The sequence below is a fragment of the Agromyces subbeticus DSM 16689 genome (assembly GCF_000421565.1).
In the GTDB taxonomy this organism is placed as follows: domain Bacteria; phylum Actinomycetota; class Actinomycetes; order Actinomycetales; family Microbacteriaceae; genus Agromyces; species Agromyces subbeticus.
In genome coordinates this window covers 64,941-77,794 of record NZ_ATXG01000017.1, presented here as the reverse complement: position 1 = coordinate 77,794, position 12,854 = coordinate 64,941, and the positions used below count along the sequence as shown (strand labels likewise).

Below are 12,854 nucleotides of genomic sequence, written 5' to 3'. Positions count from 1 at the left end.
CAGCCGCTGCAATTCGGTACGCACGACATCTGGGAGTCGCGTCGACGGTGTGAGGAGGAGCGGGCCGCCCGAGAGGGCGGCGGCAGCCGCGGCCGAGAGCGCGTCGGGAAAGTCGGCGCCGGTGGCGACGAATGCGACGGGCGCGCCCGGCTCGAATCGCTGGGACACGGCGACGGCGGTCTCATAGCGCGATTCGCCGCTCAGTCGGGTGATGCCCTCAGGGAACGGATCGATCGTCGACGGTGTCGCAGTCGCAGTCGCAGTCGCAGTCGCAGTCGCAGTCGCAGTCGCAGTCGCAGTCGCAGTCGCAGTCGCAGTCGCAGTCACGGTCGGAGCGACGAGCGCGAGGGGGAGCGACACCACGATCGCGGCCACGGCGACCAGTAGCGCGCGAACTCGCATGGATGACATCCCGTCGTGGTTGGAATGGAACGGGCGCCTTCCCAGCGCAGCCAGCATGACTCTACCTCGCCCCATCAGCTCGATATGAGCCTCGATTGCCGCCTCCGTGGCGAGCACGGCGAGCTGGTCGAGCTCACGAGGGCGAGACCAACGCGGGCATCGAGCACGCGCTGTTCCTGCAGAGCGACTCCGGCGCGTGAGCGCGGAGGCACGCCCGATAGAGTTGGCCCGGCCAGCCGCCGACCCCGCGTGGGGTACTGCTCGCGAAGAACGTCGGCTTGAGGCATCCGTCTCGCCTGTCACCTCCCTCAGAACGCAAGGACACCCGTGAGCCTCATCCGCCTGAACGACGTGAGCATCGAATTCGATGGGCGCCCGGTGCTGAAGGAGGCGTTCCTGAAGCTCAAACAGGGCGACCGCGTCGGGCTCATCGGCAAGAACGGCACCGGCAAGACGAGCCTGCTCGAGGTCGTGCTCGGGCGGAGCGAGCCGACCGGCGGCACCCGGGATGTCACGCTCGGCACCACGATCGGGTACTTCTCGCAGTTCTCGGAGCTCGACGGCGAGCAGAGCATCCAGCAGATCCTGAGCCGCCACTTCGAGCAGGTGCACGAGACGCAGGGTCGACTCGACGAGATCGGCATGGCGCTCGCCGAGCCGATGGCGGATGACGCGATGACCCGCCTGCTGACCGAGCAGGGCGAGCTCTTCGAGCGCATGGACCACATCGGCGGCTGGACCTACGAGACCACGATCGACACGGTGCTCACCCGGCTCGGCTTCGACGAGGAGCGCCGCGCGCTGTCGGTCGGGCGCCTCTCGGGCGGCTGGCGCAACCGCGCCGCGCTCGCGCAGATCCTCGTGCAGTCGCCCGACGTGCTGCTGCTCGACGAGCCGACGAACTTCCTCGACCTCGACGGCGTGAAGTGGATCGAGAACTGGCTCTCGGGCTTCGCGGGCGCCGTGCTCATGGTCTCGCACGACCGCCAGTTCCTCGACGGCGTCGTCACCACCATCATCGAACTCGAGAACTACCGCCTGCAGGAGTACGAGGGCGACTACTCGGCGTACGTGCACGCGAAGCAGTCGCGACTGAAGATGCTCGAGAAGCAGTTCGCGCATGAAGAGGAGCTGCTGGCTTACGAGCAGGCCGCCTCGGCAGCGCGCCGCGAGGCTGCGCGCAATCCGTCGAACGCGGTCGCCCGCCGGCTCGCCGACATCAAGAAGCGGCAGGCGCCGCGACCGATCGACCAGATCATCACGGGCATCTACGAGGGGCTGCGGGTCAGCAACGACCTGCTGACGGTGACGGGGCTGACGAAGAGCTTCGGCGGAGCGCCATTGTTCGAGGATCTCTCGTTCGACCTGCGCCGAGGCGACCGGGTCGCGGTGCTCGGCTCGAACGGTTCGGGCAAGTCGACGCTGCTCGACGTGCTGACCGGTGAGACCGAGGCGGACTTCGGCACCGTGCGCTGGGCGAAGGGCGCTCGGTACGTGTCGTACAACCGGGTCTACGCCGAGCTCGACCTCGAAGACACGGTCGGGCATGCCGTCAATGCCTACCCCGACTCGCTCGCGTTCACCGCGACGAAGAAGAGCGTGAACCGGTTCCTCGCGATGCTGCAGTTCTCGGAGGCCGATCTGAAGCAGAAGATCGGCACGCTCTCGGGCGGTCAGCGCGCACGTGTCGCGATCGCACAGTGCCTGCTGTCGGGGGCTGCGGTGATCGTGCTCGACGAGCCGACGAACCACCTCGACATCACCTCGACGCAGGTCATGGAGCGGGCGCTGACCCACTTCCCGGGTGCGGTCATCGTGGTCAGCCACGACCGGTTCTTCGTCGACAAGCTCGCCGATCGACTGCTCGTGTTCGACGGCGGGCCGCGCGTGCGCGAGACGGCGGCGACCGGGGCGCTCTGACACTCGCGACGGGGCCGCCGGCCACCGGGCACGACGAAGCCGGCCGACGCAATCCGTCGACCGGCTTCGTGGGCGCTGCTCGCAGCCCGGCGTCAGGCGGGGAACGCCTCGTAGGGCACATCGCGCGGCGTGACGATCGGCTGGCCGCCCACCGTCTTGGTCGCCGTGACCGCGAGCACCCCCGCCGGAATCGCGGCGAGCCTCGTCGAGAACGAGTGCGTCGCGTTCTTGCCCGCGGCCACGTCGGCGATCGTCTTCGACCCGTAGGCGCTCTCGAACGCGAACGTCACCGGAGCGTTATCGTCGTTCGTCGCCTTGACCACGAGCTGCACCTTGCCGCCGACCGTGCGGCGCTTCACCTCGACGGTGAACGCGACGTCGACGGCCGCGCCGAGGTCGAGCATCGGTGCGCCGGTCGTGGGGTCGGCGGGTCGCACGCGACGAGCCTCGCCGTTGACGACCACGACGATCGGGCTCGCGTTCGGCGCCTTGTCGGCGACCACGTTGTACGAGGTGACCACGCCGTTCTCCCATGCGGCCGAGACCTCGTAGCCGCCGCGGGCCCGAAGGCCCGTGAACGAACCGGTCGGCTTCCACGCGTTGGGCACCGCTGGCAGCAGCACGATGCGCTGCTCGTGGCTCTGCAGCAGCATCTCGGCGACGGCGCCGGTGATGCCGAAGTTGCCGTCCATCTGGAACGGCGGGTGGTTGCCGAACAGGTTCTGCAGCGTGTTGTAGCGCAGCAGACCGCGAACCATGGAGTTCGCCCGCTCGGCCTCGCCGAGGCGTGCGAAGAGCGCGGCACGCCATGGCCACGTCCACGAGCGACGGCTGTCGCCGGTCACGCTCGCTTCGGTGAACGGCACACCTTCCTGCTCACCGCACCGGGCCTTCAGCGAAACGAGCGCCGCCGCCGCGAACTCGGGCGTCTGAGTCGTGATCTGTCGGCCCGGGTACACCGCGAAGAGGTGCGAGGTGTGGCGGTGCGGGTCGGTCGGGCTGTCGCGGTCGGTCTGCCACTCCTGCAGCTGGCCCCAGCTGCCGATCTTGTTCGGCGCGAGCCGCGACTGCAGGTCGGTGATGGTGGCCTGATAGGCGGCGTCGACGCCGAGCACGGCGGCGCACTCCCGGTAGTTCTGGAACAGGTCCCAGATGATCTGCTGATCGTGCATGACGCCGTCTTCACGGGGCCCGTGCTCTGGCGACCAGCCGTTGGGGGCGACGAGCGTGCCGTCGGGCAGCTCCTTGAGCTCGTGCTCCCAGAACTGGCAGATCTCCTTCATCAGCGGGTAGGCGAGCGTCTCGAGGTACGTGCGATCCTGCGTGAACGCCCAGTGCTCGTAGAGGTGCAGGGCATACCAGGCGCTCGCGATCGTGTTCCACTCCCACGAGTTGCCGCCGAAGATCGACTGCGAGGTGCGCGCCGTCCAGCCGGGGGTGTCTTCGCCGAACGCGTTGCGCGTAGCCACCCGGCTCGGCACCGCGACCTGCTCGATGAACGTCGCGAGGGCCTCGTGGCTCTCGGGGAGGTTGGTGGTCTCGGCCCCCCAGTAGTTCATCTGCACGTTGATGTTGGTGTGGTAGTCGGAGGCCCAGGCCGGCTGGTTCTGGTTGTTCCAGAGGCCCTGCAGGTTGGCGGGCAGGCCGCCCGGTCGCGACGAGCTGAGCAGCAGGTAGCGCCCGTAGTCGAACATCGCCTGCTCGAGGGTGGGGTCGGCGCCGCCCGCGCCGTAGCGAGCGAGGCGCTGGTTGGTCGACAGCTGCAGCACCGCGGCATCCGTATCGCCCCACTTCACGACCGCCCGCGACATGAGGGCGCCGACCTGTGCGGTGTGCTCATCGCGTAATTCGTCGAAGGGGCGAGCGGATGCCGCGGCGATCGCCGCATCGATGCCCGGCTGCGGCTCGGCGCCGCGCCAGCCCTCTGCGGCGCTCAGTTTGTAGTCGGTGCGCGCGTCGAGCAGCAGGGTCAACGTGGTCGCGCCGGTGAACGTGAGCGACGACGCGCCGGCCGTGACGTCGCCGTCGGTGTCGATGATCTGCAGGGTGGCGGCGTGCTTGAGCGCGTTGAGCAGCGCTCCCTGGAAGCCGAGGCGGCGCGTCGTGCCGTTCGCGGTGGTCGGCGCGTTGGCCTGCCCCGAGGCGAGGGTGATCACGCCGCTGAGGCCCGCCGCGTCATCCGTCGTGTATCGCAGCACGATCAGGTCGGCGCCGCGGCTCGCGAACGCCTCTCGCATGACCCGGCCGGTGCGCAGGCCGTATTGCGTGTGGTGCACGCCGATGGCCGTGTCGAGCGAGCGACGGTAGTCGGCGGCGACCCGGCGGGTGCGGGTGTCGAACCCGCTGCCGGTGACGGCGACACCGGCGAGGTGGAACGCACCGGGGGCCGTGAACGTCAGGCGGTAGAGCGAGTACTCGGTGGCGTTGGTGAAGGCGAACTCCTTGGCCTCGCCTCGCGACGCGAACGCGATGCCCGTGCGGGAGTCGAGCTGCTGCCACGTGTCGCCGTCGTTGGAGCCCTGCAGCACCCAGTCGCGCGGATCGGCCGCGGAGGCGTCGGCGGCACTCGTGATGACGTACCCGTTGAGCGCGCGCTTGGCGACCAGTTGCAGCTGCCAGTGGGCGCCGGCGCCGGTCTCGGCGACGTGCCACGCCGAGGCGAGGTCGCCGTCGATGCTGCGCGCGATGTCGGCGTCGTCGTCGCCCGAGTGGCCGCTCGGCGAGGTGACGTAGACGAGGTCGCCCGCCACGAGGTCGACGCCGCCGAGGGCGAATTCGGCGACCTGGAAGTGACTCACTCCGGCCTTGGCCACGATGTCGAAGCGGTACTTCGCGTAGGCGGTGGTGTTGGTGAACGTGAACGTCTTGGTCTGGAAGCGCTGCTCGAACGGCGGGCCGACGCGGGAGTCGAGGGTGACCCAGGTGGTGCCGTCGTTCGACCCCTGGAACGCCCACTCCTGCGGGTCGCGCACCGGGGTGTCGTTCGCGCTCGTGATGCTGTAGCTCGAGACGGCGACCGGCGTCGTGAGGTCGGCCTGCCAGAGCACGTGGGCGGGCGGGGCGATGATGCACCACTTGGTGCTGCTCTTGCCATCGATGGTGTTCGCAACGCTCTCCGAGCCCGAGATCGTGTACGGGCCGCCCGGCGAGGTCACGACGGGTCCCGCGGCGAACGTGATGCGCATCGTGCCGAAGTCGCGGTACGAGCCGAACCCGGTCTCGCTCGTGTCGTAGGCGCCGTCGGGCTGACCGGCGAGCGCGTTGTCGTAGTTGTTGAGCCCGCCCCAGAGACTCTGCTCGTTGAACTGCACGACCTCCTGGTCGGGGTTACCGAAGAGCATGGCGCCGACGCGGCCGTTGCCGATGGGCAGTGCCTGCTTCTCCCAGTCGGTCGCGGGCACGCCGTACCAGAGCGCCTTCGACGAGATCTCGGGGATGCTCAGGCCGCCGGTGGCCGCGCGCACGCCGTTGGCGAGCAGCGGTGCCGCCGCGGCGGACTGGCCGCCTATGAGGTTGGGCACGAGCGGAGCGAGCGCGAGCACGCCGCCGATCTGCAGCACGCGACGTCGGTCGAGTTCGTGGTCGAGAATCAAGGGGACCTCCCAGGGCAGCATTGGTCTGGTGTCTGAAGATCGCACACGGCTGAACGTCAGCCATCTCCGCGATCTCGACCCATCATTCCCGAGAAGAGATCAGATGTATAGACGCAAATCGGCGTGAGTTGCGAAGTGCGCACTCGGCCGGTCAGCGAGCGCGTCGAGGCATCCGTGTTCGGATGGTGCGTGCAAACGCTGCCTCACTCAGCGGGTCGAGCGCTCCAGCAGCTCGAGGATGTGCACGTACGGCTGCCCCGTGGCGCGGGTCATGCCGATCTCGCAGGTGCGGTTGCACGAGGCATGCGCGTCGAAGTCGCGTTCAGCGAGCTCCGACGCCTCGGCGGCGGTGGCCGAAGCGGTCAGTTCGGGATGCAGCATGCCCCGGTCGCCGGCGAACCCGCAGCAGCCCCAGGCATCCGGAACCACGGCATCGACGGCCACGGCGCTCGCGAGTTCTCGCAAGTGCTCGTTCGACCCCAGTCGAGTGCTCGAGCAGGTCGGATGCAGCGCGAGCGACTCGAGCCGATCGCCGATGTCGAGGCGCGGCAGCAGGTGCTCTGCGGCGAAATCGACCGCATCGACGATGCGAAGGGCGACCGGAGCACCATCGAGCTCGCCGACATTCTCGAGCGCGTGCACGAGCCCTTCGGTGCACGAGGAGTTGTCGCACACGATCGGAAGACGGCCTCCGTCGGATGCGGTGAGCAGCGCGCGCACGGTCCGCTCGATCGCGGTGCGGTATCCGGAGGCGAGGCCCTTCGACTTCCACGGGGTTCCGCAGCAGAGCCCGTCGATGCCGCCAGGCGTGATGAGCTCCAGGTCGGCCCGTTCGCACAGCAGCCGGAACGCCGCGGCGGCACCGATGGCATCGCCCCCCTCGGCCGGGCCGAACATCGATCCGACGCACGCCGAGAAGAACACGACCTCGCCGGCGGGCGACGAGGCATGGGCTCGCTTCGGGCCGCCGCGCGGCAGGTCGGCCGTCCACTGCGGCACCACGTCGGCACCGAGTATCACGCGCCCGGCCGCGCTGGCCGCGGTGGCGATCGGTGGCACCGCCTTCGCCGCGGTGAGGGCGAGCGACGCCCCACGGCTCACCGCGCTCCATGCACCGGCGAGTCCGGCGGCGATGGTCCGAGTCGGCGCGTTCGCATCCTGCTCGCGCAGCCGACGCACGAGATCGCCCGTGTTGATGAGCACCGGGCAGGCGGTCTGGCACATTCCGTCGGCCGCGCAGGTCTCGACCGAGGAGTACTCCTCGGCGGCGGCGAGGCGTGCATCGAGCGCGGTGTCGCCGACCGCCCTGGCCGCGGCGCGTGCGCGGCGCACCGCGATGCGCTGGCGCGGGGTGATCGTGACGTCTTTGCTCGGGCAGACCGGTTCGCAGTAGCCGCACTCGACGCAGCGATCGACCTCGGCCTCGACTTCGGGGGTGAGCTTCAGGTGCTCGAGATGCGCGGTGGGGGAGTCCGTGAGGAGCACGCCGGGATTCAGCACCCCTGCGGGGTCGCACAGGTGCTTGACCTCGCGCATGACGGCGTACAGGTCGGAGCCGAACTGCCGCTCGACGAAGGGCGCCATGATGCGGCCCGTGCCGTGCTCGGCCTTCAGCGTTCCGCCCGCGGCGAGCACGAGTTCGACCAGGTCTTCCGTGAACTGCGCCTGCCGCTCGATCGCGCCCGGCCCGGTGAAGTCCTCGGTGAGCAGGAAGTGGATGTTGCCGTCCTTCGCGTGCCCGAAGATGACGGCGTCGTCGTAGCCGTGCCGCAGGAACAACCGCTGCAGTGCGGCACAGGTGGTCGCGAGCTGCGCGACCGGCACCGCGATGTCCTCGAGCAGCGCGGTCGTCCCGGGTCGCCGTGCTCCGGCGATCGTCGCGTAGAGGCCTTTGCGAAGATGCCAGAGTCGTGCGCGTTCCCTCGGATCGCGTGTCACGTCGAGCGGGGGTGCGCCCGCCGAGCCGAGGCGGGCGTGAGCCCGATCGAGCTGCCGGGCGAGGTCGTCGTCGTCACGACCGTGGTACTCGACGAGCAGCGCGGCATGCCCGTCGATCACGAGATCGTCGATGAGTCCGGATGCCGCGGGGTCGGCCTGGATGACGCTGAGCGATGCCGCATCCATCAGCTCGAGCGTCGCGGCGCCGGTCTCGACGAGCAGGGGCAGGATGCCGGTGGCGGCATCGAGGCTCGGAAAGACGAGCAGGGCGGTGGCGATGCTCGACGCGATCGGCACGGTGTCGAACACGGCCTCGGCCACGAAGCCGAGGGTGCCCTCGCTGCCCACCATGAGGTGGGCGAGGATCTCGACCGGCTCGGTGAAGTCGAGGAAGGAGTTGAGTCCGTACCCCATGGTGTTCTTGCCGCGGTACTGGCGCTCGATCTCGGCGTGCAGCTCGTCGCGGCCGCGTACCAGGTCGCGGAGGCGGGCGAGGCCGGCGTGCAGCTCGGGTTCCGCGGCCGCGAGCCGGTCGTCGGCATCGGGCAGCGAGGTGTCGACGACGGTGCCGCTCGCGAGCACGAAGGTCAGCGCGGCAAGCGTGCGATAGCTGTTGTGATGCGTGCCGCACGCCATGCCGCTGGAGTTGTTCGCGATCACGCCGCCGATGGTGGCGGCGATCTCACTCGCGGGGTCGGGGCCGAGCTTGCGGCCGTGCCGGAGCAGCCGCGCGTTCACCTGGCGCACAGTGGCGCCCGGCTGCACTCGCACCCGCTCGCCGCCGGGCTCGGGCTGGATGCGGCGGAACGCGCTTCGGGTGTCGAGCAGGATCCCCTCGCTCGCGGCCTGACCCGACAGACTCGTGCCGCCCGAACGCACGGTGACCCCGAGGCCGGCGTCGGCCGCGAATCGGAACACCTCGGCAACCTGCTCCATGCTGCGGGGCGTGACCACGGCGGCGGGGGTGAGCAGCACATGCGAGGCGTCGATGCCCGCGACGACGCGGTCGAACTCGGCGACCGAGACATCCGTGCCCTGCATGCCGGGCAGCCGGCCGAGGCCCGCAGCGAGCTCGGGGTCGCCCGGGTCGACGGAGGAGCGGAGGGCGGTTGCTGGCGAGGTCATGCGATGCGGCTTTCTGTGGTGGCTGGTCGGACGCGCCGGACTCCGACGGCCGACAGGCCGGCGATCGCGAGACAGAGTGCTGCCGTCACGGCGAAGGTCACGGAGCCGGCCGGCTGATCGGTGACGAGCAGCACGAGTGCCGGCACGAACGTGCCGCCGACCGCTCCGCACGCCACGAGCACGCCCGTGGCGTGCGCCGCCTCGATGTCGTCGAGACGATCGAGCGCGAGGCCGATGACGATCGCATAGGTCGGGGCGAGGGCGACGACGGCGGCGGCGATCGCGACGAGCCCGAGCACGGGCACGACCGGTGCGGTGAGGGCGGCGATGCCGAGGAGCATTGCTGCCGCGATCAGCGCGATGACGAGGGCACGGCGCGGTGCCAGGCCGCGGCGCAGCACGGCCGATGACGTGAACCGACCGGCCGCCATGAGCGCCCAGAACGCCGAGGTGCCGAGGGCTGCGGCGGCAGGATCGAGGTGCAGGAGCTCGGCGGGGATCACCGCCGACCAGCCCGCGAAGACCGTCTCGACACCGACGTAGAGCGGGAGTGCGATCGCGAGCGGCAGGAGCGCGATGAGGCTCGTGCGGCGGAGCGCCCGCGTGCGGTGTCCCGGGGCAGCGCTGTCAGCAGAAGGGGAGCCGGCCGCTGGGGCGCCGCGCCCAGCGGTCAGGAGCACTGCGCCGGCGGCCACCTGCAGTCCGGCGACGACGATGAGGATCAGCCCGGGTTGATCCGATCCCGCCGCGGCGGCGACGAGAAGCGGGGTGAGCGCGGCCGCGACGGCGACCGTGCCGGTCAGGGCGGTGAGGATCGCCGTCGTCGACGACCTCGCGACGGACTTCGCCGCCACGCTGCCCGCGGCCTCGGTGAGCCCGAAGCCGAAGCCGGCGAGCGCGGCGAAGATGACGAACGTCGCGGCGGTGCCGGCGAGTGCGGCCGCACCGAGGGCGACGGCCTGCACGAGGCATCCGATCGCAGCCACACGCAGTGGATGTGCGCGCCGAAGCACCGGGCTCGAAGCCAGAACGCCGACCAGGAGACCGCCGAAGAGGGCCGGAACGGCCGTGAGCACCGGGGCCCCGACCGCCCGCTCGATCGAAGGCAGCAGTGCTGGGATCGCCGCTGCGGTCGCCCCCATGCCCGCGAACGCGACGTAGAGTCCGCGACGAGCGAGGCTCACGGCCGCGGCATGCTCGCCAGCACGATTCACGGTCGCGCGCGGAGGTGGTGAACGGCGGCGTAGGTGTTGCGGATCGCCTCCATCGACTCGTCGTAGCTGGCTTGCGCGACCCCGATGAAGACGCAGTCGACGACCATGAGCTGTGCGATGCGGCTGCCGAGGGCACCCGAGCGGAAGCCGGTTTCGCGTGCCGCGGTCGTCAGCACGATGTCGGCGTGGCCGGCGAGCGGTGACCCGTCGTGATTGGTGATCGCGATCGTCGTCGCCCCCGACGCGCGTGCGATCGCGAGGAACTCGATGGTGTCGACGGTGCCTCCGCTGTGCGAGACGGCGATCGCGACGGCGCCCGCACGCAGCGTCGCAGCCGAGGTCCATGCGGCGTGCGGGTCGGACCAGTTGAGGGCCGTGCGGCCGATGCGCGTGAGTTTCTGCTGCAGGTCGAGGCCGACGAACGAGCTGGCTCCGACGCCGAAGATGTCGACGCGGTGCGCGGCGCCGACCGTGTCGACGGCGGCTTGCAGCGCGTCGATGTCGAGCACCTTGGCCGTGTCGGCGATCGAGAGCGTCTCGGCCATCGAGACCTTCGCCACGATGTCTTCGAGACTGTCGTCGCGAACGATGTCGCCCGAGACCTCGGGCAGGCCGGCGGTCTCGAAGGTCTCGCGTGCGAGTTCGCGCAGCACGTCCATGCGGAGGTCTTTGAGGTGCTCGTAGCCCATGCGCTTGCAGAAGCGCACGACCGAGGTCGTCGATGTGTCGCACCTCGCCGCGAGCTCGGCGATCGAGAGTTCCGCGATCAGGCTCGGCTCGGTGATGAACAGCGAGGCGATGCGCTGCTCGCTCGGGCGCAGCTCGGGCAGGATCGCCCGGATGCGCACGAGCACGGCGCGCTGGCCGGACTCGTCTGCGCGAGCCTCGGGTGCAGGCATGGGTTCTCCTCGTCGACAACGCTCGAAGCCGGTCGCGGCCTCGTGAAGATAACAATAGGAGAAACTTCGTTACATACCTAGTTGATGTGATGTACTTTTGTGACCTATTGAGATCATCGATGCTCTTCGAGCCGGCGCACCACAGTGAAGTACCTCCGGACGAGGCAGCACAGAGCCCTGAGGAGTCCCCCCATGAACCGAGGCAATCGCGCCACGCGCGGCGCCCTCGCAGCAGTCGGCGTGGCGGCAGCCGTCGCGCTGACGATTACCGGCTGCACTGCCCCGAAGCCCGCGCCCAGCGAGACCGGAGCGGCCGGCGGCGCGCTCGTCGTCGGTGTCACGAGTGATCCCGACACCCTCTTCCCGTGGAAGGCCACTCAGTTCCAGGCCGTCAACGTGCTGCAGAACCTCTACGGCACGCTGACCGAGTTCGACGCCGACCTCGAGGTCGTGCCGGGGCTGGCCGAATCGTGGGATGTCTCGGAGGACGGCCTGACCGTGACCCTCCACCTTCGCGAGGGCGTCACCTATGCAGACGGCTCGACCTTCGGCTCCGAAGACGTGAAGTTCTCGCTCGAGGCGATCAAGAACGAGGCCACCGCCGCCGTCTCGCGCACCTCGCTCGCGTCGGTCGCGGCCGTCGAGGCGCCTGACGAGCACACCGTCGTGCTCACGTTGACCTCGCCCGATGCCGCGCTGCCGGCGAACCTCGCCGTCATCAACATGGCGATCCTGTCGGCCGATGACACCGAAGCGGCACTCAACACCACTCCCAACGGCACCGGCCCGTTCGTGCTCGACGACCGCAAGGCCAGCCAGTCCCTGACGCTCGCCAAGAACGACGCGTACTGGGGCGACGCGGCGAAGCTCGACACCGTCGAGTTCCGCGTCATCCCCGACGAGTCGTCGATCGTCTCCGCCATGCAGTCCGGCAACGTGCAGCTGGCCGTCTTCGATGACCCGCTCGTCGCCCAGACGGCCGCGAGCGGCACCGTCACGGTCGAGGAGACGCCGCAGCTGAGCTATCACGCACTGCAGCTGAACGCTCGCCGGGGCGACCTCGCCGACGTGAACGTGCGCCTCGCGATCCAGTGCGCGATCGATCGCCAGGAGGTGCTCGACACCGCCGCACTCGGCGAGGGCGAGGTGACCGGCCCGATCACCTCACCGGCGTATCGCTCCGACGCATCCGCGCGCCCGTGCCCTGAACGCGACCTCGACAAGGCCGCCGACTATCTCGACGAGGCCGGCAAGTCGGCCGGTGTGACGATCAAGACGATCGTCTCGCAGGGCGAGTACGCCACGAGCGTCAACGAGGCCCAGAACCTCAAGGCGCAGCTCGCCGAGGCGAACATCACGCTCGAGATCGAGGTGCTCGAGTCGGGCGCATTCGTCGATCGCTGGATCGCGGCAGACTTCGACGCTGCGGTCGCCCTGAACGGCGGACGTCCCGACCCCGACGGCATGTACGGCCGCTACTTCACGAGCACCGGGAACCTGAACCAGGTCGCGGGCTACAGCTCGCCCGAACTCGACGCCCTGTTCGCCGAGGGCAAGCAGAGTGCTGATCCCGAGGAGCGCAAGGACATCTACGAGCAGGTCTCCGACCACCTCGAAGACAACGCGGCGTGGATCTGGCTCTTCACGAGCTACACCTACACCGCGGCCGCATCGAACGTTCAGGGCTTCACGCCCATGGTCAACGGTTCGCTGCAGTACCTTCGCACCACGACGGTCAACTAAGCCCCGAACGGCGCGGCACT

The 12,854-nt window shown here is 69.6% G+C and carries 7 protein-coding genes; 2 read left to right on the top strand and 5 right to left on the bottom strand.

The features are described from left to right. On the bottom strand, nt 1-411 hold a 411-nt coding region (locus H521_RS25190), incomplete at its 3' end, for a cell wall-binding repeat-containing protein (RefSeq protein WP_026482457.1). Between the two features lie 318 nt (nt 412-729). Between H521_RS25190 and H521_RS0118050 the strand changes: the two genes are divergently transcribed. Beyond that, entirely contained in the window at nt 730-2,322 is a 1,593-nt protein-coding gene (locus H521_RS0118050; protein ID WP_022894420.1) for an ABC-F family ATP-binding cassette domain-containing protein, read from the top strand. Nucleotides 2,323-2,414: 92 nt separating this feature from the next. Here the strand turns inward: H521_RS0118050 and H521_RS24220 are convergent, their stop codons facing one another. The 4 genes from H521_RS24220 to H521_RS0118030 all read right to left on the bottom strand — a co-directional run bounded on the left by H521_RS24220 (nt 2,415) and on the right by H521_RS0118030 (nt 11,091). Continuing rightward, nucleotides 2,415-5,915 carry a glycosyl hydrolase family 95 catalytic domain-containing protein gene (locus H521_RS24220; RefSeq protein WP_211215517.1) on the bottom strand — a complete coding sequence of 1,167 codons (3,501 nt, stop codon included), beginning with the start codon at nt 5,913-5,915 and terminating at the stop codon, nt 2,415-2,417. Between the two features lie 207 nt (nt 5,916-6,122). After that, complete coding sequence (locus tag H521_RS0118040) at nt 6,123-8,978, bottom strand: FAD-binding and (Fe-S)-binding domain-containing protein (protein WP_022894418.1); 2,856 nt, start codon at nt 8,976-8,978, stop codon at nt 6,123-6,125. Beyond that, nucleotides 8,975-10,162, bottom strand: coding sequence for an MFS transporter (locus H521_RS0118035; RefSeq protein WP_156891536.1), 1,188 nt, complete (start codon nt 10,160-10,162; stop codon nt 8,975-8,977). The genes H521_RS0118040 and H521_RS0118035 overlap by 4 nt, the downstream gene beginning before the upstream one ends. A 26-nt stretch (nt 10,163-10,188) precedes the next feature. Then, nucleotides 10,189-11,091 carry a MurR/RpiR family transcriptional regulator gene (locus tag H521_RS0118030; RefSeq protein WP_022894416.1) on the bottom strand — a complete coding sequence of 301 codons (903 nt, stop codon included), beginning with the start codon at nt 11,089-11,091 and terminating at the stop codon, nt 10,189-10,191. Between the two features lie 192 nt (nt 11,092-11,283). Between H521_RS0118030 and H521_RS0118025 the strand changes: the two genes are divergently transcribed. Then, nucleotides 11,284-12,834, top strand: a complete 1,551-nt coding sequence (locus tag H521_RS0118025) for an ABC transporter substrate-binding protein (RefSeq protein ID WP_022894415.1) — start codon at nt 11,284-11,286, stop codon at nt 12,832-12,834. Nucleotides 12,835-12,854: the final 20 nt, after the last annotated feature.